Below are 26146 nucleotides of genomic sequence, written 5' to 3'. Positions count from 1 at the left end.
CCTTTAGCGCGGCCAGACCACCTGATCCTTGCCCTGGCGCTTGGCCTGATAGAGGCCTTCGTCCGCTCGGCGCAGAGATTCGTTGAGCGACACCTGCGGGTCGAGGCGCAGCACCCCGGCGCTGAAGCGGATACCTAAGGGTTCGGCGTCCGCCAGTCGCTTGCGCAGGGTTTCCAGCAGATGGCTGACCTGCGCCTCGTCGAGACCGTGGGCCAGCAGGCCGAATTCCTCGCCGCCCAGGCGACCGCCCTCCAGCCGCGGATCGAGTCGATCGAGTTCCCGCGCCGTGGCGACCAGCACCTCATCGCCCACCTGATGGCCGTGCCGGTCGTTGATCTCCTTGAAGTTGTCGATGTCGAGCATGACGAAATGCCTGGCTTCCCGTCCGCTCTCGCCCCGCGCCGCGTCCAGCTGTTGCAGGAGCTTGCGGCGGTTGGCGATCCGGGTGAGTTCATCGGTTTCCGCGAGAATCCGATAGCGCTCCTTGAGCCTGAAGGTCCGTCGCATCCACTGGCTGTTGGCGTGGTTGTAGGCGATGCCGATTGCCAGGGAGACACTGACCAGCAGCCCGACCAACTGCTCCGGCATCGCGCTGGGTATCAACCGGTCCTGACCGATGAAGAGGATGAAGCCGGCGCCGGCCAGGGTGATGAGGTAGTGGGAGAGGCGGTAGGTCAGGCCGCAGGTGCCCAGAATGATGATGAGAGCGACGGGCAGATTCCAGTAGTGACCCACGGCGCCGCCATCCTGGATCTGGATGCGGAAGGCAAGGGCGAATGCCCAGATGTTGCCGGTAAAGGTCAGACTCATCATGCGTGCGCTGCGCGCCACGCTGAGCAGGGCGCTGATCGCCAGCAACAGCAGCATCAGCGCGAAATAGCGTCCCTTGTAGGGACTGCCGATCAGCGGATTGCACCACAGGGTCAGCGGCCACATCGCCAGCATCAGCGGCTGCAGCACCAGCAGGGGCGTGCGCAGCACCCGCCGGACGTGCTGTTCATAACGAATCTCGTTGTCCATCGACATCTCGAAAGGGGGTAAGGCCGATGGGCGATGACAAATCGGCCGGTGGCTCGGCCAGGGTGTGTCACTGTAATGGCTAAGTGCCATGGCTTCCAGTGCTCCAGCGTCGTCGTTGCCCGGCTTAGAGCGGTTTGCCGATGATTGGCATGACTGTATGGCCAGCCCGGTGCGGCACTGTATCTGGTCGAACGGCAGAGTCGCGGCCAAGAATCCTTGGATCGACAGCAAGCCCTTGGTAGCTCCCATGCACCTCGCCATCCTCACCTTCGACGGCTTCAACGAACTGGACTCCCTAATCGCCCTGGGCCTGCTCAATCGCATCAGGCGCCCGGACTGGCGGGTCTCGCTGATGGCGCCCACGCCTTTCGTGACCTCCATGAACGGTGTTCGCCTGGAACGTCAGGCCGGCTTCGACGAACTGACGGACTGCACCGCCGTGCTGGTGGGCAGTGGCAGCCGTACCCGGGAACTGGCGCGAGACGCCGCGCTGCTGGAACAGCTGGCAGTGCTCGATCCCGGGCGCCAGCTGATCGGCGCCCAGTGCTCCGGCACCCTGTTGCTGGCGCGCCTCGGCCTGCTCGACGGCGTACCCGGCTGCACCGATCTCACCACCAAGCCCTGGGTGCAGGAAGCCGGCATCGAGGTGCTGAATCAGCCCTTCTTCGCCCGCGGCAACCTGGCCACCGCCGGCGGCTGCCTGGCTTCCAGCTACCTGGCGGCCTGGGCCATCGCCAGGCTGCTGGGCCGCGACGCGGCGGCCGAGGTGCTGCATTACGTGGCACCGGTGGGCGAGAAGGAGGACTATGTGCAGCGCGCGCTCGGCAATATCGAGCCCTATCTCAGCCATCCATCCCGGGAGGTCGCCTCGGCATGCTGAAGATTCTTGGTCGCGTCTCTTCGATCAACGTACGCAAGGCGCTCTGGTGCCTCGATGAACTGGGCCTGGGCTACGAGCGCGAGGACTGGGGCGCCGGCTTTCGCTCGGCGCAATCCGCCGAGTACCTGCAGTGGAATCCCAACGGCCAGATCCCGGTCCTGCTGGACGGCGACTTCGTGCTCTGGGAGTCCAACAGCATCCTGCGCTACCTGGCCAATGCCCATGGCGGCGAGGCGCTTTATCCCACCGCTCCGCGCGCCCGGGCGCGGGTCGATCAGTGGCTCGACTGGCAGGCCTGCGAACTCAATCCGGCCTGGAGCTATGCCTATCTGGCGCTGGTGAAGCAGCAGCCACCGGAACCCGATCCGCAACGCCTGGCGCAAGGCATCGCCGCCTGGAACGGGCGCATCGCCATTCTGGAGGCGCACCTGGCGCAGCACGGTCCCTATGTGGCCGGCGAGTCCTTCAGCCTGGCCGACATCGCCCTGGGCCTGTCGCTGCACCGCTGGCGCAGCACCCCGATGGAGCGCATCGCCGCGCCGGCCATCATGGCCTATCTCGAACGCCTGGCCACCCGCCCGGCCTGGGCCTGCTATGCGAGCGATGCCACGCCCTGAGGCCTAGAGCCGCGCGGCGACCTCGGTGGTCGCCAGCAGATGCTGGAAGCCTTCCAGCAGTGCGGTTTCCGCCTGGGTCATGCGCTGTTCGCGGTGCCAGAGCAGGTGCACGTCGACATCGGCCACGCCCTCGCTGGGCGGCAGGCGCCAGAGTTCGCCGGCGGCCACCTCGTCGGCCACCACATGCTGGGGCAGACAGCCGATGCCGTAACCGGCGCCGACCAGGCGGCGGATTTCTTCGAGGCTGGGCGAGGAGGCCACGATACGTCCGGTGAAGCCCTGCTGATCGCGAAAGATGGTGAGCGGCGAGAGGCTGCCGCCAATCTGGTCGCTGGTGAAGCTGACGAAGTTTTCGCCCTGCAGATCGGCCAGCGACAGGCCACTGCGCCCGAACAAGGGGTGGCGGCGTCCGCAGAAGAAGGCGTAGCGCTGCTGCAACAGCACGCGCTGCTCCAGCTTGGGCTGAGGAATACGGCAGAGGGCGAGGCCCAGGGTCGCGGTCTTCTGCAGCAGGGAGCTGATGATGTCCGAGCTGCGCATCACGTCGATCTCCAGTTCTACCCGTGGAAAGCGACGGTGGAAGTCGGCGAGGAAGTCGTCGTAGCAGCGCGACTGGATGCGGCTGATGGTGAGCATCCGCACCTTGCCCACCACGGTTTCCGTCGAGCGCTCCAAGGCAGCGCCAAGGCGGGAGACGTTGCCATAGAGGTCGCTGGCGATCCGGGCCACCTCTTCGCCGGCCTCGGTGAGGGCGAAGCGCGGCCCACGGCGAATGATCAGCGCGCGATCGAGTTGTTCCTCCAGCCGCTTGAGGGCCTGGCTCACGGCTGGCTGAGTCAGGTGCAGCCGTGCGGCCGCACGACTCACGCTGCCTTCCTGGACGATCACCAGATAGGTGCGCAGGAGATTCCAGTCCAGCCGATCGTTGAGAAAACGCCGGCCCTCGGGCAAGGGCGCGGGGGAGAGCGGCTTATCCTGATTATTAGCCATGCTTATAGATAAGTATAAGAATTAGAAAATTGACTAATCTTAGCCCGCCAAGGGATAACGACGTCAAGGCGCCCTAGAGCGTCCTCGATCCTTCTTCCTCTCCTGCCCAACAAGAACGATACCCCCAGGAGTGCTGCGTCCATGTCGCCCTGATCGCCTCTGCCATCGCTCTCCGTGCGTCCGGCCTTTCCATCCGCCGCGCCGCCTCTCTTTCCGGCAGTCGATAGGAGCACCCTGCATGCCGTCCACCTCTCCTCGTCGCCAACCCAGACGCGCCGCCGCCGCTGCCTTCGTGGGCACCACCATTGAGTGGTACGACTACTACATCTTCGCCACGGCCGCCGCGCTGGTCTTTGGTCAGTTGTTCTTTCCTTCCGAAGACCGCTTGCTGAGCACCCTGGCTGCCTTCGGGACCTTCGCCGTAGGCTTCTTCGCCCGACCTCTGGGTGGCCTGGTCTTCGGCCATATCGGCGACCGCATCGGCCGCAAGAAATCCCTGATCGTCACCCTGCTGATGATGGGCGTGGTCACCGTGCTCATCGGCATTCTGCCCACCTATAGCCAGGCTGGCGTCTGGGCGCCGATCCTGCTGATCCTGTTGCGGGTGGTGCAGGGCATTGCCGTGGGGGGCGAATGGGGCGGCGCCGTGCTGATGGCCGGCGAGCATGCACCTGCGGGCCGTCGTACCTTTTTCGCTTCCTTCGCCCAATGGGGCAGCCCGGCCGGCCTGATCCTGTCGATCATTGCCTTTCGTAGCGTCACCAGCCTGCCGGAAGAGGACCTGCTCAGCTGGGGCTGGCGCCTGCCGTTTCTGGCCAGCGCGCTGCTGCTGGTGGTCGGGCTGGCCATCCGCCTGGGCGTGGATGAATCCCCCGAATTCGCCGAGATGAAGGAGCGCCAGGAAACGGTCAAGGCGCCGGCAGCCGAGGTGCTGCGCAGCGCCTGGCGTCCGTTGCTGCTGTGCATCGGTGCCAATACCCTGGGCATCGCCGGGGTCTATTTCACCAACACCTTCATGCTCAGCTACACCACCCAGGTGCTGGAGTTGTCGCGCTCGCTGATCCTCGATTGCCTGCTGTTCGTCGCCCTCATCCAGTTCCTGGTCCAGCCGCTGGCCGCACTGTCCGCCGAGCGCCTGGGCAGCGCCCGTTTCCTGCTGTTGATCGCAGCCCTGGCCATGGCCTCGCCCTATCCGATGTTCGTGCTGGTCAAGACCGGCTCGGCGCCGCTGATCGTGCTGGGAATCGCCCTGGCGGCGGCCTGCATGGCGTCCTTCTATGCGGTGATTGCCGGCTTCGTCAGTGGCGTCTTCGCTACCCGGGTGCGCTACACCGCCATCTCAATGGCCTACCAGATCTGTGGCGCCATCGCCGGTGGCCTCACACCCATGATCGGCACCTTGCTGGCTCACCGCTTCACGGGCGAGTGGTGGCCACTGGCGGTCTTCTACTCCCTGCTGGCCGGTCTGTCGCTGCTGTGCGTGGCCGCTCTGGCGCGCCGTCGGGAAGCGACCGCCCATGTCTCTCCCGCCTGAACACAAGGAATCCACCATGTATCGAATCGATGGCGAGCGTCTCTGGCAGAGCCTTGCCGCCATGGCCGAGATTGGCCCTGGCGAAGCCGGCGGCAGCAGCCGGCTGGCCCTGAGCGAAGAGGATCGCCAGGGGCGGGCACTGTTCAGCCAGTGGTGCGCGGCCGCCGGTCTCAGTCTGACGGTGGACCGCATCGGCAACCTGTTCGCCCGTCGTCCGGGCCGTGATGACCAGGCCGCGCCGGTGGTCATGGGCAGTCATCTGGACACCCAACCCAAGGGTGGGCGCTTCGATGGCGTCTATGGGGTGCTGGCCGGTCTCGAAGTGATGCGCAGTCTAAACGATGCGGACATCCAGACCGACCGCCCCCTGGAAGTCGCCGTCTGGACCAACGAGGAGGGCGCCCGCTTCACCCCGGCCATGCTGGGTTCCGCGGTTTTCACCGGGCAACTGCCGCTGGCCGAGGCCCTGGCGACCTGCGACCGGGATGGCATCTCCGTGGCTACCAGCCTGGAGCGCACCGGCTATGCCGGCGACCAGCCACTGGGGCGGACCTTCGACGCCTATTTCGAGGCCCATATCGAACAGGGTCCGGTCCTCGAAGACGAGGGCCTGGCCGTGGGCGTGGTGACCGGGGGCCAGGCGATCTGCTGGCTCGACGTGTGCGTCCAGGGCACCGCGGCCCACGCCGGGACCACCCCCATGGCCCGGCGCCGGGATGCCCTGTTCGGCGTCGGCCGGATGCTGGCCGCGCTGGAGGGTCTCGCATCTCGCTTCGGCGAAGGACTGGTCACCGTGGGGCAACTGGACGTGGCGCGCTCCTCGCGCAACACCATCGCCGGCGAGGTGCACTTCACCCTGGACCTGCGTCATCCCCAGGACCAGACCCTGGCGGCGCTGGAAGCCGCCGCGCGGGAATGCCTGGCCGCCGTGGCCGCCGAGCGCGGCTTGTCGCTGGGCGTCCGGCGGCACTGGCTGAGTCCTGCTACCCCCTTCGCCACCGACTGCGTCGCCGCCGTGCGCAATGCGGTCCAGGCGCTGGGCTATCCCCACCGCGACATCATCAGCGGCGCCGGTCACGATGCCATCCACCTGGCCAAGCACTGCCCCACGGCGATGATCTTCATCCCCTGTGCCGGCGGCTTGAGCCACAACGAGGCCGAATCGGCCAGCTTCGACGACGTCCGCCGCGGCGCCGACGTCCTGTTCAATGCCGTGCTGGCCCGCGCGGGCCATCAGGAGAGATGACATGAAGACCTTTTTCCATCCCGATCAGCGCCTGCACCATCCGCGCAGCTACCTGTCCCGTGGCCAGATGCGCACCCCCCAGGAGGTACCGGCCCGCCTCGACGCCCTGCTGGCCGCGGTGGAGCGACTGGGCTATCCCCTCGAACAGCCGGCGGATCACGGTCGCGCGCCGCTGCATGCCGTGCACGGCGAGGCCTATGTGACCTACCTGGAGAATGCCTATCGCGACTGGCACCAGGTACCCGAGGACTGGGGTGACGAGGTGATGTCGAACATCTATATCCGCGAGAACAACCCGCTGCGTGGCATCCTCGGCCAGACCGCCCGCTACCTGGCAGACGGCAGTTGTCCGATCGGCGCCCAGACCTGGGCCGCCGTCTATGGCTCCGCCCAGAGCGCGGTCGCCGCGGCGCGCTGCGTACGGGACGGCGCGCCAGCCGCCTATGCCCTCTGTCGTCCACCCGGGCACCATGCCCGCGCCGAGGCGGCCGGTGGCTTCTGCTACCTGAATGGCGCCGCCATCGCGGCCCAGGAGTTGCGCGCGCGCTTCGCCCGGGTCGCCATCCTCGATACCGACATGCACCACGGCCAGGGCATCCAGGAAATCTTCTACGACCGGGATGACGTCTGCTACCTGTCGATCCATGGCGATCCGACCAACTTCTATCCGGTGGTGGCCGGTTTCGCCGATGAACGCGGCAGCGGGCGGGGCGAGGGCTGCAACCTCAATCTGCCAATGCTTCACGGCGCCTCCGAGGCGGACTTCTTCGCCCGGCTGGATCAGGCGGAGACGGCACTGCGTGAATGGGCGCCGGACGTGCTGGTGCTGTCCCTCGGCTTCGACATCTACGAAAACGATCCGCAGTCCAAGGTGGCGGTGAGTCAGGCGGGATTCGGCCTGCTGGGCGAAAGGATCAAGGCCCTCGGGCTGCCCACGGTGATCGTGCAGGAAGGGGGATACGACCTGGAAACCCTGAGCGACAACGCCGAGCGCTTCTTCCGCGGTTTCGACGGTCGGTGACAGCCGGCCCCCGACGCCAGTGCCGGGGGCTCACCCGATCAGGCGAACACGAAATACTTGCGCACCGTCTCGACCACTTCCCAGGTGCCCTTCATGCCGGGTTCGACGACGAAGATGTCGCCGGCTTTCAGGTGGATGGGCTCCTGGCCGTCGGGGGTGATGATGCAGTAGCCCTCCTGGAAGTGGCAGTACTCCCACTTCACGTAGTCGACGCGCCACTTGCCGGGGGTGCAGATCCAGGTGCCCATGATCTTGCTGCCGTCATCGGAGGTGTAGGCATTGAGGTTGACGGTATGGGGCTCGCCTTCGATGCGCTCCCATTTGCAGGCATCGACCACGGGCAGGGGTTGGGTGTCGCGCAGAACGGTGATGGGCGGGTTGGCCATGGCGGCTCTCCTGTTGATGGAAGCCGCCAAGGGTGAAGGGTCGCCCCGAAGCTGGGTTGTCCAGGGTCGACACCTAACGGTGCATTTGCGCTGTCCGAGCGACTAGCGCTCCACCTGCCGATTCCAGCGGGCGTTCCACTGCGGCCGCACCTTGTTCACTTCGTCCCAGTCGATGGTCACGGCGGTCTTCAGGTAGTTCTGCATGGCTTCCACCTGACCACGGGTCTTGTCGGTGGTGGGGGTGTTGGGGTTGGACGGGATCTGGTCGCCCAGTTCCAGCGCCGGCGCCTGGGCCTCGGGGGTCAGCAGGTATTCCGCCAGTTGCTGGGCCAGCTCGGGCTGGTCGTTGTTGGCGGTCACGCATTCGGCGACGTTGAGCACCACGGCGCCTTCCTTAGGCGGGGCGTATTCCACCGGGATGCCCTTGAGCTTGAGCGCGGTGACCTGGGTGGGCGTCAGCGGGAACAGCGCCGCCTCGTCGGTCTGCACCATCTCCGAGAGCTTGGCCGAGCTGGGGATGTACTCCAGCACATTGGGGCCGACGGTGGTGGACCAGGCCTTGAAGCCGGGGTCGACGTCCTGCTCGGTGCCGCCCTTGAGCCGGTTGAACATCAGGAAACCATGCAGCCCGAAGGTGGACGAGGACAGCGACTGGAACACCACCTTGCCCTTGTACTTGGGATCGGCGAGGTCCGCCCAGGAGGTCGGCGCGGCCCAGCCCTTGTCCTTGAACAGCCGGCTGTTGTAGGCGAGACCGGTCACGCCCAGGCTGACGGCGGCTGCCTGGTCCTTGATCTTGGCCTTTTCGGGGATCTGCGCCAGGGCCGCGCTGGGCTTGAGCGGGCTGCACAGATTCATGCCGATGGCGCGGTACATGATGCCGTCGTCGAGAAACATCACATGGATCGGCGGCTTCTGCGGACTGGCCTGGACCTTGGCGAGGATGTCCGCCGAGGTGCCGGGCACGATCACCACCTTGACGTTGTGCGCCTTCTCGAAGGCGGGCAGCACGCTATCGGCATAGAGGCGCTCCATGGTGCCGCCATTCATGCCGAGGTAGAGCGTCGGTTCGGCCACGGCGGCCAGGGGCAGGCCGGCAAGGGCCACGAGCAGGGCAGGGGTCAGGCGCATGTTTGGGAACTCCTGGGCTGGGAAGGGAAACGGGCGACGGAAAAGGCCTGCAGGCTGTGCCGGGGGGCGCCCTGCAGGATGCACTCGGCCAGGGCTTCGCCAGCCGCCGGCCCGATCTGGAAGCCCGCGCCGGCAAAGCCGAAGCCGTGCAGCAGGCCGGGGGTGGTGAGACTGGGGCCGAGCACCGGCTGGTGATCCGGCAGATAGCCCTCGACACCGCTCCAGGTACGGATGGCCTGGGCACCGCTGAGGGCCGGATAGAGTTCGGCGGCGTTTCTGAGGATGTCGAGGATGGCCAGCTGGCCGGGGCGGGCGCGGTCGGCGTCGAGGGCGAAACCGCGCCCGCCGCCCAGCACGCAATTGCCCCGCGCCACCTGGCGGGCATAGATGCCGCCGCCTTCTACGCCGGTGCTGGCGGTCATGAACGGCGGCAGCGGTTCGGTCACCAGCATGGCCGGATGGGCCGCGGTGAGAGGAACCGGCTCGCCGAAGCGGGCGGCCAGCTCCGCCGCCCAGGCACCCGCGCAATTGAGCAGCCAGGGCGCGCTCAGGATCAGGCCGCTGTCGGTGCGGACCTGGAAGCGCTGGCCGTCGTGCTCGACCGCGGTCACGGCGGTCCGTTCGAGGATGCGGGCGCCGGCGCGGGCAGCCGCCTGGGCGAAGGCCGGGGAGACCAGGCGCGGATTGGCGTGGCCGTCCTCCGGGCAGAAGGAGGCGCCCACGGCGATGTCGCCGACCCAGGGAAAGCGCCGGCGCAATTCGCCCTGGTCGAGCAGTTGCAGATCGAGGTCGAAGCCCTGGCTGGCCTGGGCATAGGCCTGCAGGGAGGCGAAGTCGGTGTCGCTGCGGGCCAGCTTGAGGTGGCCGGATCTGAGGTATTCGCCATCGGTACCCAGCAGGTCCCGCAGACCACCCCAGATCTGATGGGCGCGGCTGGACAGCGGCAACTGCACCAGCGGGCGGCCCTGGCGGCGTACCCCGCCGTAGTTGACGCCACTGGCCTGGGCGCCGCAGAAGTTGCGTTCCAGCAAGGCGACGCGCTGGCCGCCCTGGGCCAGGAACAGCGCCGCGCTGCTGCCGACGATGCCGCCGCCGATGATCAGGACATCCACGTCCAGCCGACTCATGGCGCCAGCTCCACGCCAAAGGGCAGCGGCTTGATCGGCGCCTGGGCGCGCAACCGGCCGATCTGGTCCAGCGGGCGACCACTGGCGCAGGCGATCAATTCGGCCGCCGCCGCGCCGCAGATGCGCCCCTGGCAGCGACCCATGCCGACCCGGCAGGTGGCCTTGACCCTGTTGATTTCCCAATGGCCCTGGGCCACGGCGGCGCGGATCTCGCCGGCGCTGACCTGTTCGCAGCGACAGACCGTGACTTCGTCCGGCGCCTTGGCCGCCCAGTCCGCGGGGAAGGGAAAGGCCCGCTCCAGGCCCTGGCGAAACACCTCGAAGCGCACCAGGCGTGCCTGCAGGGCCTGGATGCGCGTCCTGTCCACCGGCACGCCGCGATCGTCCAGCAGACTCAGGGCCGCCAGTTCGCCCGCCAGCTCGGCGGCATCGGCGCCCTGGATACCGGCGCCGTCGCCGGCCAGGTAGACCCCGGTCTGACTGCTGCGCCCACCCGGATCCCGCACCGGCAACCAGGCGCGATTGAGAGCGCTCCAGGCGAAGTCGCAGCCCAGCAGGTCGGCCAGCTGGGTCTCGCTGCGCAGCGTCTGGCCGAAGCCCAGGGCGTCGCACTCCAGTCGGTGCGCCTCACCATCGGCGGCGCGCCAGCGCACGGCGTCTACTCGACGCTCGCCTTCGACCGCCAGGAGCTCGGCACCCTGGTGCACGGGTACGCCGTGCAGTGCCAGCCAGCTGCGGTAGTAGAGGCCCTTGGCGAAGGTGGCCGGTTGACCGAGCAGGGCCGGGGTAGCGGCAGCCTGGTCGCGGAAGGGCGCGCTGTCCAGCACCGCCAGCGGCTTGGCCCCGGCCTTGGCGTATTGATAGGCGACCAGATAGAGCAAGGGGCCGGTACCGGCCAGCACCGGGCGGCTGCCGATGGCGCAGCCCTGGAACTTGAGCGCCACCTGGGAGGCCCCCAGGCTGTAGACGCCGGGCAGCGTCCAGCCCGGCACCGGCAGGATGCGGTCGGTGGCGCCGGTGGCGACGATCACCTGGTCGAAGGCCAGGCGATCGACATAGCGGCCCTGGCTCAGGGTATCCAGGGCGCGCGCTTCGGCATTCCACACCAGGGTGTCGGGTCGATAGTCCAGCTGCGCCTGCACGGCTTCCAGCGCGCCGTGCAGCGCCTGGGCCTTGCCGGCTTCGAAGCCGTACAGCGCCTTGCTCGGCCGCCGGAAATTGCCCGGTTGCTGGCGATAGATCTGGCCGCCGCCGCGGGCGCTTTCGTCGAGCAGCACCGGCTCGAGGCCATGGGCGACCAGGGTCTGGGCCGCGCGAATGCCCGCCGGTCCGGCGCCCACCACCACGACGGCGCTCACAGCGGCCGCCCCGGATCGCGGCTGACCTGCTGGCCCGCTTCGAGAAAGGTGGCGCAGGCGCGCACCCGGCGGCCGTCGGCCAGGCGCACCCAGCAGTCCTGGCAGGCGCCCATCAGGCAGAAACCGGCACGGGGTTCGCCGCCGAAGTCGCTACCGCGCAGGTGATCGCTCTGGGTCAGGATGGCGGTGAGCAGGGTATCGCCCTGCAGGCCCTCGGCCGGCTGGCCGTCGAGGGTGAAGGCCAGGGTCGGGCGGTCGCGTTCGGCCACCCGCTTGAGCAGTGCCATGGAGGGGTCTCGGCTGTTCATTGTTTGCCCACCAGCACGCGATCCAGGCCATAGATGCGGTCGAGCAGGATCATGGTGGCCGCGGTGAGGGCGATCACCAGGGCCGACACCGCCGCCATCATCGGATCGATGGATTCGGTGGCGTAGACGTACATCCGCACCGGCAGGGTCTGGGTCGCCGGGGAGGTGACGAAGATCGACAGGGTCACCTCGTCGAAACTGTTGATGAAGGCCAGCAGCCAGCCGCCGGCCACGCCTGGCAGGATCATCGGCAGGGTGATGCGGCAGAACAGCGTGGTGCGACTGGCGCCCAGGCTCTCGGCGGCCTGCTCGGCGCTGCGGTCGATGCCGATGGCGGCGGCGATCACCAGGCGCAGCACATAGGGGGTGATCACCACCACGTGGGCCAGCACCAGCCAGCTGAAGCTGCCGTTCACCCCCAGCAGGGCGAACAGCCGCAGCATGGCCACGCCCAGCACCAGGTGCGGGATGATGATCGGCGAGAGGAACAGGCCGTTGAGAAAGCCCTGGCCGGGAAAACGGTAGCGGGTGATGGCCAGCCCCGCCGGCACCGCGATCAGCGTCGCCAGGGTGGCCGACAGCGCCGCCAGCTGCAGGCTGTTGTAGAAGGCGGTGAGGAAGTCCGCTCGCTCGAAGACGGCGGCGAACCAGCGCAGCGAGAAGCCGGCGGTGGGCAGGCTGAGAGTGTTCTCCGGGGTGAAGGCCACCAGGCAGACCACCACCAGCGGCGCCAGCATGAAGACCATCACCAGGGTATGGAAGGCGAGCCCGAGCGGGCCGTTGCGGGTCATTAGGTCAGACTCCCAGAGCACGTTTGTAGCGGCGTTCCACCAGGCGATTCCAGCCCAGCATCACCAGCAGGTTGAGCAGCAGCAGGGCCACCGCCAGGGTGGCGCCCATCGGCCAGTTGAGTTCGGCCAGGTACTGGTCGTAGATCAGGGTGGCGACCATCTTCAGCCGGCGTCCGCCGAGCAGGCCGGGAATGGCGAAGGAACTGGCGGCCAGGCCGAAGACGATCAGCGTTCCGGATAGCACCCCGGGCATCACCTGGGGCAGCACGATGCGGCGCAGCACCGTCAGGTGACTGGCGCCCAGGGACAGCGCGGCCTGTTCGGCGGCAGGGTCGAGTTTCTGCAGCGAGGTCCACACCGGGATGATCATGAAGGGCAGCATCACGTGGACCAGGCCGACGACTACCGCGAAGGGGGTGTAGAGCAGCTTCAGCGGGCGCCCGCCCAGGGCCACGATGGCCTGGTTGACCAGGCCGTCGGCGCCCAGCAGCAGACTCCAGCCAAAGGCGCGCACCACCACCGAGATCAGCAGCGGCGTCAGCACTAGGATCAGGAAGATCGAGCGCCAGGGCGCGCCCATGCGACTGAGGACGATGGCCTCCGGTACCCCGATCAGCACGCAGAGCAGGGTGACCAGGGCGCTGATCCAGAAGGTGCGCAGGAAGATCTCGTAGAAATAGGGATCGCCCAGCAGGCTCAGGTAGTGCGCCAGGGTGTAGCTGCCTTCCTTGATCCCGGTTTCGTAGTCGAAGACGTTGAAGGACAGCGCCAGGGTTAGCGCCAGGGGCGCCAGCAGCAGTCCGGCAAACAGCACCAGCGCCGGGGCGCTGAGCAGATAGGCGCGGCCGGTGCCGCGCAGCAGGGTGCTCATGCGGCAGCCTCCGCGGCTTCCAGACGGCGCAACAGACCGTCGTCCCAGTGCAGCCCGACGCGCTGGCCCTCGTCCAGTGGCGGCAGCCCGTCGTTGCTGCGCAGCACCGACACCTCGCCCAGCGCCGTCTCCAGGCGGTACAGCCACTGGCTGCCAAGGAAGAAGCGGGTCAGCACCCGTCCTTGCAGGCGACCCTCGCCGGCGGGGCGCAGCTCGATCTTTTCCGGCCGCAGCGAGATCGCCAGAGCGCCCCCAGCAGCGATCTGCGGCCGGCCCTGGGCATCCAGGCTGCCCGGCAATAGGTTGGCCTTGCCGACGAAGTCGGAGATGAATCTGTTGCGCGGATGCTCGTAGAGCCGATAGGGCGCGTCCACCTGGGTGATGCGCCCGGCCTCCATCACCACCACCCGGTCGCTGATGGACAGCGCCTCGGACTGGTCGTGGGTCACCATCAGGGTGGTGATGCCCACCTCGCGCTGAATGCGGCGGATCTCGAACTGCATCTCTTCACGCAGATGGGCGTCCAGGTTGGACAGCGGCTCGTCCAGCAGCAGCACCGGCGGGGCTATCACCAGTGCCCTGGCCAGGGCCACCCGCTGGCGCTGGCCACCGGAGAGTTCGCGGGGATAGCGCTCGGCGTGCTGGCCCAGGTGCACCAGGCCCAGGGCTTCCTCGACGCGGCGCGCCAGTTCCGCGCCCGCCACCTTGCGCATGCGCAGGCCGAAGGCGACGTTGTCGCGCACCGTCATGTGCGGGAACAGCGCATAGCTCTGAAAGACCACCCCAAGGCCGCGACTGGCCGGCTTGGCATGGGTGATGTCCTGGCCGTCGAGCAGGATGCGCCCGCTGCTGACCTCGACGAAGCCGGCGATCATCTGCAGGGTGGTGGTCTTGCCGCAGCCGGAGGGGCCGAGCAGGGAGACGAATTCGCCGCGCTCGATGGCCAGGGTCGAACCGGCCACCGCGTAGCTGTCGCCGTAGCGCTTGCTGAGATTGTCGAGAGTCAGGAAAGCCATGGCCGCAATGCTCCTCCGGTCGCGCCCACGGGGACGGTGGGCAAGGTTTTGGCAGGGCGAAAGACAGCCTGGATCTGGACGTTGGCGCTCGCTCGAATGGCGGCGTCCGGTGATTGTGAGTATCGCCCTATGGACCTGAAGGTAAGGGCGACCTAGGATGCAGGACAAGCAGGTTTTTCACTGAATGAACTCTTTTTTCGGATTTATTCATTCAGTGAAATATTTTGGAGTAGTGCCGATGGAAGATTCCATTGAAAGAAAGGCAGCGGCAGCTGAGCCAGGCGTCGGCGCCATTAGCCGGGTATTTGCCGTAGTGCGCGCCCTGGGCGAGGGGGATCCCGAAGGGGAAAAGGTCACCCGCCTGGCCGAGCGCGTGGGCCTGTCGCAACCCACCACCCACCGGCTGCTGCGCGGCCTGGTGGAAGAGGGCATGGTCGAGCAGTGCGCCCGCAGCAAGAGATACCGCCTGAGCCTGGACTTCTTCGCCCTGGCGGCTCGCGCCGGCCAGGTCGGCAACCTGCGCGACCTGGCGCGGCCGAGTCTGCTGCGACTGTCGGCGTCCCTCGGCGATTCGCTGTTCCTGCTGGCACGCAGCGGCTTCGATGCCATGTGCCTGGATCGCAGCGAGGGGCCCTATCCGATCCGCACCTTCACCGGCGACATCGGCGGTCGCGTGCCCCTGGGCGGTGGCCAGGGCGCCTTGGCGATCCTGGCCTTCCTGCCCGAGGAAGAGCGCGAAGAGGTGATCCGCTACAACCTGCCGCGGCTGCGCGACGCCCATCATTACGACGAGGTGCTGCTGCGCGCCGAGATCGACAACGTCCGCCAGCAGGGCTACGCCGCGCGCAACACCGGGGTGCTGGCAGGCATGGCGGGCCTCGCCGTGCCCATCCTCGACCGCAACGGCCGGGCAGTGGCGGCCCTGAGCGTGGGCACCCTCAGCGAACGCCTCAACGCCCAGCGCCTGCCCACGGTGATCGAACTGCTCCGCCGCGAAGCCGGGGTTATCGCCGCGCGCATCAACCCCTTCGATCCGGTCTTGCGCCGGCCGACCCAGGGGTTTGGTTAAAAAAGCGGACCGGAGCGGGTGTTATTACCCTTCGCCAGGCGGTCATAGAGCACCACGTTGACCGTGGCCGCCAAATTCATGCAGCCCTGGGTAGGGATGTACACCACGTCCTCACACCAGTCGCGCAACTCCTGGCTCAGGGAGCCGTCCTCGGCGCCGAAAAGGTAGAGGGCGCGATCGGGATGGGTGTACTCGGGCAGCGGCCGGGCGCCGTCCACCAGCTCCACCGCCACCGGCACGCAACCCAGCGGCAGGATGCGGCGCAGGTCGTCGATGTTGATCAGCGGGATGTCCTGGTGGACCTTCTTGGTGTCGGTGACGAAATCCTTGGCGCGGTCGTAGCGGGTGCCGGTATAGAACACCGAGGCCACCCCGTAGCAGCCCGCCGCCCTCATGATGGACCCGACGTTGGACGGCGACTTGGGGTTGCTCAGGCCGATGCAGGCGTATCTCTTGTTGCTCACGTCAAGGGACTCTCGGGAAAACCGCCAGTATAAGGCGTCCATCATCGCGAAAACCGACTAAGATGCGCGCCCGCATCTTCAGCCCCGAGCCCCTGCGATGTCCGCCACCGCCCTCTACACCGACCTGTCGGCCTACTACGACCTGCTCTGCGCCGACATCGACTACCAGGCCCAGAGCCAGGCGGTGCTGCGCCTGCAGCGGCTGTTTGGCAACGGCGGCAGCCGTCACCTGGATCTCGCCTGCGGCACCGGTCCCCATGTGCGGCATTTTCTCGATGCCGGCTTCCAGAGCAGCGGGCTGGACCTCAATCCGCCGATGCTGGCCCAGGCCGCGCTGCGCTGCCCCGAGGCCCAGTTCTCCTGCCAGGACATGTGCGCCTTCGAGCTGGAGCAGCCGGTCGATCTCATCACCTGCTTCCTCTACTCGCTGCATTACAGCGGTAGCCTCGCACGGCTCCAGGCGTGCCTGGCGCGGGTCCAGGCGGCCCTGACCCCGGGCGGCCTGTTCTGCTTCAACGCCGTCGACAAGCGCCGCATCGACAATGGCTCCAGCGTCGGCCACAGCGTCGCGCGGGCCGACGGCCACTTCAGCTTCGCTTCCGCCTGGCACTACCCGGGCGAGGGCGAGCACCAGCAACTCCGTCTGCGCATCGAACGCCGTCACGCCGGCCAGCAGCAGACCTGGCAGGACGAACACCCCATGGTGGCGGTGGACTTCCCCGAACTGCTGGCCCTGCTGGAGCCACACTTCGAGGTCCAGGTGCTGGAGCACGACTACCAGCGCATCGAACCCTGGGCCGGCGAGGCGGGCAATGCGCTGTTCGTCTGCGTCAAACGCTAGAGGGTGTTAGTGGGCATGGGCATGCATCCCGCCGTCCACCGCGATCACATCACCGGTTAGGTAGCGCGCCAGCGGTGAGGCGAGAAAGGCCACCACCTGGCCCACGTCTTCCGGCTCGCCGAAATAGCCGATGGGAATGTGCCGGGCGATAAAGGCTTGGCGCGCTTCGGGCGTCGGGTGCAGCCGCTGCAGGATCTGCTCGGAATTGATCCGCCCCGGGGCGATGGTGTTGACCGTGATGCCCTCGGCCGCCAGCTGACTCGCCAGCCCCTTGGACCAGAACTGGATCGCCGCCTTGGCCGCCCCGGCGCCGTTCACGTCCCGCGGCTCCATGCTGCCGCTGAAATTGACGATGCGTCCCCAGCGTCTTTCGCGCATTCCACCCAGCAGCGCCTGGGTCAGGCGGCGGGTCGCGGTGAAGTTGAGATTCCAGGCTTCGTCCCAGGCCGCGTCGTCCGCCGTTATCGAAAGCGGTCGTGTGCCGCCGGCGTTATTGACCAGGATATCCACCCGACCCAGCCCTTCCTCGGCTTCCCGTGCCAGGCGCTGGACGTCTGCGGCGTCGGTGATATCCGCTGCGATTACCAGCGGCCGGGCATGACCCGCCGCCACGATCTCCTCTGCCAGGGCCTCCAGAGCCTCCCGCCGCCGCGCGGTGATCGCCAGTCGAACGCCTTCGGCAGCCAGGACGCGGGCGATACCCGTGCCTATACCCATGCTGGCGCCGGTCACCAGGGCGGTACGGTCGTGCAGTTGCAGATCCATGATCGATTCTCCACTTCAGGGTCGTAGGGTGGAAAACGGCGCAGCCTTTTCCACGGGTTTGGCTGAGTGCAGCGAAGCCCAACACTTCGCCACCTCACCCACGCCACTAGCCTCAACCACCACCCTGATGAGATAAACACCCTCCCAGTGCGAGGATTCCTTAGCAGGAGTGTGGAATGGATCTGCTCGACAGCATGCAGGTGTTCGTCGCCGTGGTGGAGCGCGGCAGCCTGGCCGCAGCGGCCCAGGCCCAGGGCATCTCGCCGACCATGGCCGGCAATCACCTGCGCAGCCTGGAAAAGCGCCTGGGCTTGCAACTGCTGGTGCGCACCACCCGGCGCCAGCGCCTGACCGCCTTTGGCGAGGGCTACTACGCCCGCTGCCGCGAGATCCTCGCCCTGGTCGCCGACACCGACCGCCAGGCCGAAACCCAACGCCTGGCACCCGCCGGCATCCTGCGTGTGTCGGCGCCGGTGTCCTTCGGTACCTACGGCCTCACGCCTCGGCTGGGCGACTATCTGGCGCGGCAGCCCCAGGTCACCCTCGATCTGGTGCTGAGCGACCGCGTCCAGGACCTGGTGGAGGAGGGTATCGACATCGCCATCCGCATCGGTGAATTGGCCGATTCCTCCCTGGTGGCGCGACCCCTGGCGCCCTATGTGATGTGGTGCTGCGCCGCGCCCGGCTATCTCGCCCAGCGCGGCACGCCCGAGCGACTGGCCGATCTGGAAGCCCACGACTGCCTCGGCATGGACCCTCGCGCCCTGAGCCAATGGCGCGCCCAGACCGGCACCCCCTTCGGCCCGCTGCCACCCGGCCGCCTGCACCTCAGCAACGGCCCCGCCCTGCGCCTCGCCGCCCTGCAAGGCCTCGGCGTCATCCTCCAGCCGGCCTTCCTGCTGCAGGACGACGTCGCCGCCGGCAATCTGGTCCGCCTCTTCCAGGGCCAGGAACTCACCCGCCCCCTGACCGCGCTCTATCCCCAGACGAGATGGCGCTCGGTGACGGTGAGGAGCTTCGTGGAATTCCTGTTAACGGAATTCACCCCGTAGCGTGGAAAAGCTTCCTGGTGTCCCTGCTGCGACCTAAACTACAGCGGCTTATCTGTAGTTTGATCTGAATGGCAATCCCAATTCAGGAGTATGTTCTCCAACACGGCGGAGAATTTTCTGAGCTGCTGAAATCTTCGCTATAAGCCTTGCCGATACTAAGCAGTAAATGAATATCCAAGCAATAAGTGTGGATGAAAGTATTTTTTGAGCTTTTATATTTTTGTCTACCCATTCCTGCCCGTCTCGATCAAATAAGCTTTTGCATATCGAATTTGTTTGAGCTATAGGAAATTCTTTTTTATTACTGTAATTTTTTAAGAGGGTTTCGTCTTTACATTTTTCCGCAGTTATACCGGATTGGTCAAAAATTGAAATTTTAAATTCTTTTTTGGAAGCAAAAAAGCTTGGAGAATCAGGAAAGTGCGCCATCACATAGGGACTCGCTGCTATCGTTGCTAAGAGGATGATGGCGAAGTAGCCTGCTACTATGAATGTCACACACAGCCATTTCCTAAGTTTGTAGTTTAAGCTTTTAATGTGAATATTGTCGTTTTCTTTTAGATTTAAATAAGTAAAAGCTAGCTTTATTTCTCTTAGAGTTATTTTGTTATTATTTATCCATCTTGCAAAGTTTATGCTTTCTTCAAGATTTCCAATTTTCAGTCCAGTCTCGTATTTAAATTTTTCAGTTTCTCTTTCTCTCCTTTTTAAAATATTAAATTCTTCTGTTGTAAATTCAGGCGCTCCTCCTGCAAATTTCCATATGTAGTCTTTGAGTAGATAGCCGGTACCTGTTCTTGTCCAGATCCAAACAAAAGCTGCACTTAGTGCGATTAGGTTTCCGATTGCTAGTATTAAGGTGGTATTGCTTTTTACAAAGTCTATCGCGTCTGAGATTTCCATAAGACGTGCTACCTTCAAGTTTGTTGGACAGGTCGTGCTCCTTTTACAGTTATTGTCTAGAGGATTGCAACAAGATAATGCCTTACCACTGTCTGTTCTTTAACTATACTGGCAATGTGCCAAGTGGTTGAGTGGCGGTGTTAATCATTAGAAACGACCCATTCTGCATATGTGGCCTATCGCCCGCTAGGCTAGAAACTAGTAATAAAGCTTTCTGTGGTGTTTTTTCGCATAGACGAGCGCAGCTTTTTCATATTTTGAAATAAGCCTTGAACTTTGGTGGTGATTTTGATAATGAGGCGGCTCGCTCTTTTCACCGAAAATATGTGCCTTCATTACGCACTATTTTGCTGAGGTAGACCTAGTAATTGCTTTTCGAGAAACACGCTCAACGGATCCTCCCGATACGCCCCAAAAGGACCACGCCGCTGGTAACCCGCAGACTCATAAAGCCTCAAGGCCTCCGGCTGATAAGGCCCCGTCTCCAGTCGCGCCAGCTCACACCCGCGACCTGTCGCTTCACGCTCTAGCTCCGCCAACAGGCGACCGCCCAACCCTTGCCCGCGACCCCTGGGGCTCACATACATCCGCTTGATCTCGCCATAGCCGTCCTGCAGCACCATGGCCCCACAGCCCTGGGCAGTGCCGCTGTCATCGCGGGCGACCATAAACAATACGTTCGGCTGCATGAGCGACGTCAGATCCAGGGCATGACGACTCTCGGGCGGATAGAGGCCGTCCTGATAGGCATCCAGTTCGGCGATCAGGGCGATGACCTCGGGTTGATCGGGGGATTCGAGGGCGATGGGCATGGTGGCTCCGGTCAGGCGATCGCCCAAGCCTAAGCCATTAGCGCGGCCTCATCCCAGGCTCATCCGCAATCCATCCCGCCCGCCGCGCTTGGCGGCGTAGAGGGCACCGTCCCCGCGCTCCAGCAGGGCCGCCAGACTTTCCGGCGGTTGATCGAACAGCACGGCGCCGATGCTCAGGGTGACGGGCTCGGGCGTCCGCAAGCGCTGCGCCGCCAGTTGGTTGAAGCGCTGGCGCAGAGTGTCTGCCAAACGCACGACATCCGCATCCGCCGCCTCGCCCAGCAGCACCACGAATTCATCACCTCCCAGCCGGGCGGCCAGCGCCTGGCGGGGCAAGGTAGTGCGCAGCAGGTCGCTCAGGGCGATCAGCAGGCCGTCACCGGCCGCGTGGCCATGGAGGTCGTTCACCAGCTTGAAGTTGTCCAGATCGATCAGCAGCAGGGCGCCGGGTCGAGCCGGTGTCGCCTGGCCGAACAGTCGCGGTGCCTCGGCTTCCAGCGCCCGGCGGTTATGCAGGCCGGTCAGGGGATCGCTACCGGCCAGGCGCTCGATATGCTGCTCGCGGCGATAGCGCACCGTGCCGGTCATCGACAGGGCGATCAGCATCACCGCCATCACCCCCTCCACCAGGGAGATCTGGATGATGGCGCCGCGATAGACCGCCAGATCGATCAGGGTGCCGGGGGTGAGCGGCGGAATCATCTTGGTCAGGTAGAAGAGGCCGTGGATCAGCAGCACCATGCGCAGCTGCCGTTCCCCGGCATTGCGCCGGCGCAGCAGCAAGCTCGCCCGTATCGCCAGGACGCCAATCAGCAGCGACTGCACCACCAGCATCACCTTGGACCACCAGGCCTCGTTGGGCAGCAGCAGCAACCCCAGCCAGAGGGCGGCGATGGCCCACCAGCCCAGATTCAGGCGCCGCCCGGTAAAGCGCGCCACGCCGAGCAGAAAGAGTCCATGTACGAAGATCAGCAGCCCATTGGCGAACCAGATACCCACCAGCAGCAGCCCCTGGCTGCGCAACAGCGCCAGGGTGCTACCCACGCAAATCAGGGCAAAGCCCGTGCTCCAGTACAGCAGCGCCGAATCGCGCACCGACCGCCACTCGATGGCCAGATAGCCCGCCGCGGCAGCCGCCAGGGCGATGGTGAGGGTCAGCATGGTGGGGGCATCGAGTGCCATGGGCGAATCGGACCTGTCTGAATACGAGAAGGACGCTCCCTGCCTGGGACGAGCGCCCGCCAAAGCGGAGCCGCACCGCAGTCTTATCGACACGGCAGGCGCGGGCTTGAGGCAGAGGATTGCGCGCCATGATGACGGGCAGATAACGCTAATTCAAACCTGACCTTTGGCTGGGGCAGTTGGCCCACCCGTTACTGGGTTTTCACCAGCGTTCGAATCGCCGTGGCCGGCAACCGCGCGGTGCTGCCATCCGCCAGCCGCAGCACGAAGGCCTCCCCCAGCGACCAGACCACCTGTACCTCCTTGAGCACGCACTGGTCATCGGTAGGCAGCACTCTGGCCTGTTCCTTGGCACAGTAGGAGGTATCGAGCACGATGGCCCTGGCCTGGTAGTTACCCAGGCCCAGCGTCCTGACCATGGTCTCGGGGAGGGTGGTGAGCACACCGCTATAGCCGGCCAGAAAGAGAGCGAAGAACAGGGAGAACATCATCGCCGCCTTCCAGCCGGCGATGATCAGCATGGAGGTCATGGTCGTGACGAAGGCAATGATGAAGGGGGCGATGGCCAGAGCGCTCCACTTGAGCAGCGGCTGCCAATCGCTAACCAGTGGATAAGCCTGCGCCAGCATCCAGAAGATGAACAGGCCGACGACCATTGTCGGTAGGTAAGCCTCCCAGACGAACTTCAGGAAGCTGAAGCGGCGCAAGTCGAACAGCCCCTGTATGGCCATGCTTGCCAGTAGCGTGATGGCGATAGGCGCTAGAAAGGCAACGCTGAGGAACAGCTCAGGATCGACTAAGAGGATGGCCGCATCGCTGAAGCCTGCCAGCAGATAGGGCACGAAGAACACCAGCGTCATCAACAGCATGATCTTGCGAAAGCGCCCTTCGCCGCGATAGGGCAGGGCATAGGTGATGTCTTCCTTGATCGCCGCCGTGTTGATGAAGCGGTAATAGACCCAGGCACCTGGCAGAAAGAGTGCGGCAACGAAGGCGCCTATGGTCAGAAAACCCAGGCAAGCAGCGGCCAGCAACAGCGACGAAAACTGGAAGAGATCGAAGCTGGGATAGAAATGATTACGGGCAAAATAAGCCAGGAACATTCCGAAACCCAGGGTCGGCGGCAGCACCTTGGCCAGCAGCGAAGCATGACGCCGCAGGAAGGTGCCGGAGAACTCGAGGATGAAGTCGAAGACGGCATCCGTGTCGGTGGCGGGTTGGTCGGTCCAGCGGGTCATTGTTTCGTCCTTGAGTAACAGCAGCTGGGCAGCAAAATTTTTAAATATTCAGTGTGGTACGGATTTCACAGAATCAATTAATGCTGATAATGGATTTTATTGGTTTATCTGTTTTAAAGACTTCTAGGTGCTTCTGTAATGGGCATGGCTTTTAGCGCGATTTATTTATGAGGTATTGTCTTAGATAGGTGTCTATCAAGCTGTTTAGCTCTTTGTCTATTGCGTCGTGACGCTGAGGGCTTCTGGCCTTTCTTAGATGCTTTTCGAGAAATTTTGAAGATAATTTAATTACAATTTTTCTGTTGGTGTTGTATAGCTCCTTTGCCCAGTTCAGCTCTCGGTCTTTTGTTAGGTTGTTGTTGTGGTCTCTGGTTATGATAAATGCAATATTTCCATACTCATTGCAGAGATAGGAGTTTACTTGCCTGTATTCAGAGGCGCCTAGCTCCTTGAAGTTTTTTATCTCGAATATGACTTGTCTTGTTTTGTAGTCCTGTATTATTCTTTTCCAAAATTTTGTTTCGGCTAGGTTGGTTCCGATTATGTCGCGCTGTTGTAGTCCGTTTTTGTTTGGGTGTATTTCAATGTTGCATAGCGAGCCTGCAAAGGCGATTTTAATAGCCTTTAAACACCATGCTTCAAAATCGTTTGCACCCGCTTGCCCCTCGGGGATATCTATCAGTTCTTGAAGTAAAGAGCCAATTCTTTGATTTCTCTGTTCGGTCGAGATAGAGCTGACTTCTATATCATATTCGTCGTGTATGTCTTCAGCTTCGCCTAGACTTATCTCTGATTGGGAGGTTCCTAAAGCAAGCCAGTAACAGGGATGAATTAGTAATCTTGAGTTTGCTACAAAGCTTATGTCCGGCTCTTTTCCATCATGGCAAAAAACGAAAGATGCAGAGTTTTCGTTATAAATGCCGATAAATCCTACACTATACAATCGATTTATTACTTGTAGCGGGCTTTCAAAAAGCAGGATGTCTTGCTGTTTTGATCTTTCAAATCTATCGTTTTCTAGAACTGAGTCTATTCTTGAAAATGCTTGTTCGGTAGTGAGCTCGGACTGGCTTCCACCGAAAGCCGCGGTGAACTCTTCTAGAGCCGGAAAAATAGATTCGTACTCTTTGTGTAAGTCATTTATTCTGTTTGTTGATATGGTTTTAGCTGTCGCTTCTATGTCCTCGAGGACTATTTCTGTTCGATCTTTAGAGTTGGCATGGAGAAATGCATCATTAAGGAGAACTAATATGTCTCGGGGTCTGTAGAGCGTAAGCTTTAAAGCAGTGCGGAAGCCCTCTTTACCTTTTAGGCCGGCTGCTGTGAATTGATTCCATACTCTAGTGTTGTTCTCTATTTCGCAGTTGTATGCTACGCGAATTCTGTTGCAGGTTAGGTTGAAAAGGTTATATTCATCCCAGTGTAGTCGTAGAGTTTGCCCCTCAATGTTTCTGGTAAAGTCTGGGTCTAATTTGGAAATGGATCTATATATGTTGTCGCGGACAAAGGCAAAAGCTATCGCCGTTTCTTTTAATCTGCTTTTGATGTCTATTACTGTCTGTATGAATCCATCTACTATTGCTACGCCCAAGTTGTCAGGGCTGTAACCTTCGTCTAGTTTGTCTGCGAAAACAACATATTGAATTTTAGATTTTTCAAGGGCTTCTAAAAGAACCTCTTCGATCAATTCAAGCTCTAATAAGTCGGATAGTTCAGCTATTCTCGATTGAGGGGTGTTTGGAAGTTCTGATATTTCTTTTAGTTTTTTGCGTATCTTCGTAGATATGCTTTGTCGTTTGGGGCCCCACGTCTGAATGTGATGATTCACCGCCGCTATGTCTAGATTTTTACTAAATTTATAATGGTTTAGTAGGTCGGTTATTATCTCCATGTACACTCCGTACCGCCATGCCATTTTGCAGCCGGCCTTAATATGGAGATACCTTTCGCCAAACATTTCGAACGTGTCTCTTAGTCCAATTACTTGTTCTTCTTCAGGTGATATGACAATTACACGGGTTTGAGGCTTTTGAGACCAATGCTTTGAAAGCATATGTACGAGAGCACTTTTTCCGGTTCCTCTTCGACCTACTACAATGGATCTATCGTTCGATTCAAGTAATGATTTGTAGTCTGAGGTCTCCCAAAAAGATGATTCAAGCATCTTGGAGTCGTTTTCGGCCCGGATATCGCCTAGCACATTTCCTTTCATTATTTTTTCCTTAAAAAAACCCCGCACTCGGCGGGGTCTATGTCGTTGATCCGAACTTTATAAGCGATCAATCTACATACGTTCTAGCAGAGCATCAATCCCAGCTCAACGCCCCACCGGTCTGATACTCGATCACGCGGGTCTCGAAGAAGTTCTTCTCCTTCTTCAGGTCCATGATCTCGCTCATCCAGGGGAAGGGGTTGGTGGCGCCCGGGTATTCTTCCTTGAGGCCGATCTGGGTCAGGCGGCGGTTGGCGATGAACTTGAGGTAGTCCTCCATCATCGCCGCGTTCATGCCCAGCACGCCGCGGGGCATGGTGTCGCGGGCGTATTCGATCTCCAGCTGGGTGCCCTGGAGGATCATCTGGGTGGCTTCGTCCTTCATCTGGGCATCCCACAGCTGCGGGTTCTCGATCTTGATCTGGTTGATCATGTCGATGCCGAAGTTCAGGTGCATGGACTCGTCACGCAGGATGTACTGGAACTGCTCGGCGGTGCCGGTCATCTTGTTGCGGCGACCCATGGAGAGGATCTGGGTGAAGCCGCAATAGAAGAAGATGCCTTCCAGCACGCAGTAGTAGGCGATCAGGTTCTTGAGGAACTGGCGATCGGTCTCCGGGGTGCCGGTCTTGAACTCGGGGTCGGAGATGGAGCGGGTGTACTTCAGGCCCCAGCTCGCCTTTTTCGCGACGCTCGGGATCTCGTGGTACATGTTGAAGATCTCGCCTTCATCCATGCCCAGCGATTCGATGCAGTACTGGTAGGCGTGGGTGTGGATCGCCTCTTCGAAGGCCTGGCGCAGGATGTACTGGCGGCATTCGGGGTTGGTGATCAGGCGGTAGACGGCCAGGACCAGGTTGTTGGCGACCAGGGAGTCGGCGGTGGAGAAGAAGCCGAGGTTGCGCTTGACGATGCGGCGCTCGTCCTCGGTGAGGCCGTCTGCGCTCTTCCAGGTCGCGATGTCGGCGTTCATGTTCACTTCCTGGGGCATCCAGTGGTTGGCGCAACCATCCAGATACTTCTGCCAGGCCCAGTCGTACTTGAAGGGCACGAGCTGGTTGAGGTCGGCGCGGGCGTTGATCATCTGCTTGTCGCCGACGTGCACGCGCGCGGAGGAGCCTTCCAGGTCGTCCAGGCCTTCCTGGATGTCCAGCTCGTTCAACGCGGCCTTGGCGCGGGCCACGGCGTCGGAATCGTCGGCGGACAGGGCGCGGGCATCATGGACCAGGGCGTCGCCCTCGGAATCCAGGCGCTCGGTCTGGGCGGGCGCCTGCTGGCCAGCGGCCTGGGCGGGCTTGGCGGTGGCGGTGTC

Annotated in this window: 26 protein-coding genes; 8 read left to right on the top strand and 18 right to left on the bottom strand. The window is 63.1% G+C overall.

The features are described from left to right. Positions 1–3: 3 nt before the first annotated feature. Entirely contained in the window at positions 4–1020 is a 1017-nt protein-coding gene (locus tag OXS31_RS14880; protein WP_267399981.1) for a GGDEF domain-containing protein, read from the bottom strand. Positions 1021–1267: 247 nt separating this feature from the next. On the opposite strand from OXS31_RS14880, the gene OXS31_RS14875 reads away from it, so the two are divergent. Beyond that, a complete protein-coding gene (locus OXS31_RS14875) occupies positions 1268–1900 on the top strand; it encodes a DJ-1/PfpI family protein (protein ID WP_267399980.1) in 633 nt (210 codons plus the stop codon). Then, the gene (locus OXS31_RS14870) at positions 1894–2517 is read left to right on the top strand and encodes a glutathione S-transferase family protein (RefSeq protein ID WP_181085296.1); all 624 of its coding nucleotides are present in this window, start codon (positions 1894–1896) and stop codon (positions 2515–2517) included. Before OXS31_RS14875 ends, OXS31_RS14870 begins: the two co-directional genes overlap by 7 nt. Before the next feature lie 3 nt (positions 2518–2520). Here the strand turns inward: OXS31_RS14870 and OXS31_RS14865 are convergent, their stop codons facing one another. Then, a complete protein-coding gene (locus tag OXS31_RS14865; RefSeq protein ID WP_267399974.1) occupies positions 2521–3507 on the bottom strand; it encodes a LysR family transcriptional regulator in 987 nt (328 codons plus the stop codon). Positions 3508–3745: 238 nt separating this feature from the next. Here OXS31_RS14865 and OXS31_RS14860 point away from each other — a divergent pair, with 238 nt between their 5' ends. The 3 genes from OXS31_RS14860 to OXS31_RS14850 are packed head-to-tail and all read left to right on the top strand — an operon-like array spanning position 3746 to position 7308. After that, positions 3746–5041: an MFS transporter gene (locus OXS31_RS14860; protein ID WP_074584651.1), complete on the top strand. Its 1296-nt coding sequence runs from the start codon at positions 3746–3748 to the stop codon at positions 5039–5041. A 16-nt stretch (positions 5042–5057) separates the two neighbouring features. Beyond that, positions 5058–6287 (top strand): Zn-dependent hydrolase, encoded by a 1230-nt coding sequence (locus tag OXS31_RS14855; protein ID WP_267399971.1) that lies wholly within the window; start codon positions 5058–5060, stop codon positions 6285–6287. Position 6288: 1 nt separating this feature from the next. Continuing rightward, positions 6289–7308: a histone deacetylase family protein gene (locus OXS31_RS14850; RefSeq protein ID WP_267399969.1), complete on the top strand. Its 1020-nt coding sequence runs from the start codon at positions 6289–6291 to the stop codon at positions 7306–7308. Positions 7309–7346: 38 nt separating this feature from the next. Here OXS31_RS14850 and OXS31_RS14845 read toward each other — a convergent pair whose 3' ends face one another. The 8 genes from OXS31_RS14845 to OXS31_RS14810 form a co-directional block, all read right to left on the bottom strand. Further along, a complete protein-coding gene (locus tag OXS31_RS14845; RefSeq protein ID WP_007160512.1) occupies positions 7347–7694 on the bottom strand; it encodes a cupin domain-containing protein in 348 nt (115 codons plus the stop codon). Positions 7695–7796: 102 nt separating this feature from the next. Next, entirely contained in the window at positions 7797–8825 is a 1029-nt protein-coding gene (locus OXS31_RS14840) for an ABC transporter substrate-binding protein (RefSeq protein WP_074584654.1), read from the bottom strand. Continuing rightward, positions 8816–9952: an FAD-binding oxidoreductase gene (locus OXS31_RS14835; RefSeq protein ID WP_267399967.1), complete on the bottom strand. Its 1137-nt coding sequence runs from the start codon at positions 9950–9952 to the stop codon at positions 8816–8818. The genes OXS31_RS14840 and OXS31_RS14835 overlap by 10 nt, the downstream gene beginning before the upstream one ends. Further along, a complete protein-coding gene (locus tag OXS31_RS14830; protein WP_267399966.1) occupies positions 9949–11310 on the bottom strand; it encodes an FAD/NAD(P)-binding oxidoreductase in 1362 nt (453 codons plus the stop codon). The genes OXS31_RS14835 and OXS31_RS14830 overlap by 4 nt, the downstream gene beginning before the upstream one ends. Next, positions 11307–11597, bottom strand: a complete 291-nt coding sequence (locus tag OXS31_RS14825) for a (2Fe-2S)-binding protein (RefSeq protein ID WP_007160508.1) — start codon at positions 11595–11597, stop codon at positions 11307–11309. The genes OXS31_RS14830 and OXS31_RS14825 overlap by 4 nt, the downstream gene beginning before the upstream one ends. A gap of 17 nt (positions 11598–11614) precedes the next feature. Then, complete coding sequence (locus tag OXS31_RS14820; protein WP_027598975.1) at positions 11615–12409, bottom strand: ABC transporter permease; 795 nt, start codon at positions 12407–12409, stop codon at positions 11615–11617. Positions 12410–12413: 4 nt separating this feature from the next. Further along, a complete protein-coding gene (locus tag OXS31_RS14815) occupies positions 12414–13280 on the bottom strand; it encodes an ABC transporter permease (RefSeq protein WP_027598974.1) in 867 nt (288 codons plus the stop codon). Further along, positions 13277–14296 (bottom strand): ABC transporter ATP-binding protein, encoded by a 1020-nt coding sequence (locus OXS31_RS14810; protein WP_027601612.1) that lies wholly within the window; start codon positions 14294–14296, stop codon positions 13277–13279. The genes OXS31_RS14815 and OXS31_RS14810 overlap by 4 nt, the downstream gene beginning before the upstream one ends. A gap of 238 nt (positions 14297–14534) precedes the next feature. Between OXS31_RS14810 and OXS31_RS14805 the strand changes: the two genes are divergently transcribed. Beyond that, a complete protein-coding gene (locus OXS31_RS14805; RefSeq protein ID WP_115946501.1) occupies positions 14535–15365 on the top strand; it encodes an IclR family transcriptional regulator in 831 nt (276 codons plus the stop codon). Here the strand turns inward: OXS31_RS14805 and OXS31_RS14800 are convergent. Beyond that, positions 15362–15829: an RNA methyltransferase gene (locus OXS31_RS14800; protein ID WP_007160503.1), complete on the bottom strand. Its 468-nt coding sequence runs from the start codon at positions 15827–15829 to the stop codon at positions 15362–15364. The two genes, OXS31_RS14805 and OXS31_RS14800, sit on opposite strands and share 4 nt — an antisense overlap. A gap of 97 nt (positions 15830–15926) precedes the next feature. On the opposite strand from OXS31_RS14800, the gene OXS31_RS14795 reads away from it, so the two are divergent. Further along, on the top strand, positions 15927–16670 hold the full coding sequence (locus tag OXS31_RS14795) for a class I SAM-dependent methyltransferase (protein WP_267399955.1): 744 nt from the start codon (positions 15927–15929) through the stop codon (positions 16668–16670). Positions 16671–16676: 6 nt separating this feature from the next. On the opposite strand, the gene OXS31_RS14790 is transcribed toward OXS31_RS14795, so the two are convergent. Next, entirely contained in the window at positions 16677–17435 is a 759-nt protein-coding gene (locus OXS31_RS14790; protein ID WP_267399953.1) for an SDR family oxidoreductase, read from the bottom strand. Positions 17436–17611: 176 nt separating this feature from the next. Here OXS31_RS14790 and OXS31_RS14785 point away from each other — a divergent pair, with 176 nt between their 5' ends. Next, positions 17612–18487, top strand: coding sequence for a LysR family transcriptional regulator (locus tag OXS31_RS14785; RefSeq protein WP_267399951.1), 876 nt, complete (start codon positions 17612–17614; stop codon positions 18485–18487). Between the two features lie 48 nt (positions 18488–18535). Here OXS31_RS14785 and OXS31_RS14780 read toward each other — a convergent pair whose 3' ends face one another. The 6 genes from OXS31_RS14780 to OXS31_RS14755 form a co-directional block, all read right to left on the bottom strand. Further along, positions 18536–19390, bottom strand: coding sequence for a DUF6216 family protein (locus tag OXS31_RS14780; RefSeq protein ID WP_267399949.1), 855 nt, complete (start codon positions 19388–19390; stop codon positions 18536–18538). 335 nt (positions 19391–19725) lie between these two features. After that, entirely contained in the window at positions 19726–20202 is a 477-nt protein-coding gene (locus OXS31_RS14775) for a GNAT family N-acetyltransferase (protein ID WP_267399947.1), read from the bottom strand. Positions 20203–20250: 48 nt separating this feature from the next. Continuing rightward, positions 20251–21384 (bottom strand): GGDEF domain-containing protein, encoded by a 1134-nt coding sequence (locus OXS31_RS14770; RefSeq protein ID WP_267399945.1) that lies wholly within the window; start codon positions 21382–21384, stop codon positions 20251–20253. 191 nt (positions 21385–21575) lie between these two features. Continuing rightward, a complete protein-coding gene (locus OXS31_RS14765; RefSeq protein WP_267399943.1) occupies positions 21576–22622 on the bottom strand; it encodes a hypothetical protein in 1047 nt (348 codons plus the stop codon). A gap of 151 nt (positions 22623–22773) precedes the next feature. Next, a complete protein-coding gene (locus OXS31_RS14760) occupies positions 22774–24834 on the bottom strand; it encodes an ATP-binding protein (protein ID WP_267399940.1) in 2061 nt (686 codons plus the stop codon). A 94-nt stretch (positions 24835–24928) separates the two neighbouring features. Then, positions 24929–26083 carry a ribonucleotide-diphosphate reductase subunit beta gene (locus OXS31_RS14755; RefSeq protein ID WP_256594398.1) on the bottom strand — a complete coding sequence of 385 codons (1155 nt, stop codon included), beginning with the start codon at positions 26081–26083 and terminating at the stop codon, positions 24929–24931. Positions 26084–26146: the final 63 nt, after the last annotated feature.

The sequence above is a fragment of the Pseudomonas sp. GM_Psu_1 genome (assembly GCF_026544185.1).
In the GTDB taxonomy this organism is placed as follows: Bacteria; Pseudomonadota; Gammaproteobacteria; order Pseudomonadales; family Pseudomonadaceae; genus Chryseomonas; species Chryseomonas oryzihabitans.
Note: the sequence above shows the minus strand (reverse complement) of the source record. Positions and strands in the feature narration are given on the sequence as shown.

Excerpts from the sequence above, each read along its gene's own strand:
- OXS31_RS14805 (WP_115946501.1), top strand. The coding sequence starts at position 14,535 with ATGGAAGATTCCATTGAAAGAAAGGCAGCGGCAGCTGAGCCAGGCGTC.
- OXS31_RS14860 (WP_074584651.1), top strand. The coding sequence starts at position 3,746 with ATGCCGTCCACCTCTCCTCGTCGCCAACCCAGACGCGCCGCCGCCGCT.
- OXS31_RS14775 (WP_267399947.1), bottom strand. The coding sequence starts at position 20,202 with ATGCCCATCGCCCTCGAATCCCCCGATCAACCCGAGGTCATCGCCCTG.
- OXS31_RS14810 (WP_027601612.1), bottom strand. The coding sequence starts at position 14,296 with ATGGCTTTCCTGACTCTCGACAATCTCAGCAAGCGCTACGGCGACAGC.
- OXS31_RS14835 (WP_267399967.1), bottom strand. The coding sequence starts at position 9,952 with ATGAGTCGGCTGGACGTGGATGTCCTGATCATCGGCGGCGGCATCGTC.
- OXS31_RS14820 (WP_027598975.1), bottom strand. The coding sequence starts at position 12,409 with ATGACCCGCAACGGCCCGCTCGGGCTCGCCTTCCATACCCTGGTGATG.
- OXS31_RS14850 (WP_267399969.1), top strand. The coding sequence starts at position 6,289 with ATGAAGACCTTTTTCCATCCCGATCAGCGCCTGCACCATCCGCGCAGC.
- OXS31_RS14840 (WP_074584654.1), bottom strand. The coding sequence starts at position 8,825 with ATGCGCCTGACCCCTGCCCTGCTCGTGGCCCTTGCCGGCCTGCCCCTG.
- OXS31_RS14770 (WP_267399945.1), bottom strand. The coding sequence starts at position 21,384 with ATGGCACTCGATGCCCCCACCATGCTGACCCTCACCATCGCCCTGGCG.
- OXS31_RS14815 (WP_027598974.1), bottom strand. The coding sequence starts at position 13,280 with ATGAGCACCCTGCTGCGCGGCACCGGCCGCGCCTATCTGCTCAGCGCC.
- OXS31_RS14785 (WP_267399951.1), top strand. The coding sequence starts at position 17,612 with ATGGATCTGCTCGACAGCATGCAGGTGTTCGTCGCCGTGGTGGAGCGC.
- OXS31_RS14865 (WP_267399974.1), bottom strand. The coding sequence starts at position 3,507 with ATGGCTAATAATCAGGATAAGCCGCTCTCCCCCGCGCCCTTGCCCGAG.
- OXS31_RS14875 (WP_267399980.1), top strand. The coding sequence starts at position 1,268 with ATGCACCTCGCCATCCTCACCTTCGACGGCTTCAACGAACTGGACTCC.
- OXS31_RS14845 (WP_007160512.1), bottom strand. The coding sequence starts at position 7,694 with ATGGCCAACCCGCCCATCACCGTTCTGCGCGACACCCAACCCCTGCCC.
- OXS31_RS14880 (WP_267399981.1), bottom strand. The coding sequence starts at position 1,020 with ATGGACAACGAGATTCGTTATGAACAGCACGTCCGGCGGGTGCTGCGC.
- OXS31_RS14825 (WP_007160508.1), bottom strand. The coding sequence starts at position 11,597 with ATGGCACTGCTCAAGCGGGTGGCCGAACGCGACCGCCCGACCCTGGCC.
- OXS31_RS14780 (WP_267399949.1), bottom strand. The coding sequence starts at position 19,390 with ATGGAAATCTCAGACGCGATAGACTTTGTAAAAAGCAATACCACCTTA.
- OXS31_RS14870 (WP_181085296.1), top strand. The coding sequence starts at position 1,894 with ATGCTGAAGATTCTTGGTCGCGTCTCTTCGATCAACGTACGCAAGGCG.
- OXS31_RS14765 (WP_267399943.1), bottom strand. The coding sequence starts at position 22,622 with ATGACCCGCTGGACCGACCAACCCGCCACCGACACGGATGCCGTCTTC.
- OXS31_RS14760 (WP_267399940.1), bottom strand. The coding sequence starts at position 24,834 with ATGAAAGGAAATGTGCTAGGCGATATCCGGGCCGAAAACGACTCCAAG.
- OXS31_RS14795 (WP_267399955.1), top strand. The coding sequence starts at position 15,927 with ATGTCCGCCACCGCCCTCTACACCGACCTGTCGGCCTACTACGACCTG.
- OXS31_RS14855 (WP_267399971.1), top strand. The coding sequence starts at position 5,058 with ATGTATCGAATCGATGGCGAGCGTCTCTGGCAGAGCCTTGCCGCCATG.
- OXS31_RS14790 (WP_267399953.1), bottom strand. The coding sequence starts at position 17,435 with ATGGATCTGCAACTGCACGACCGTACCGCCCTGGTGACCGGCGCCAGC.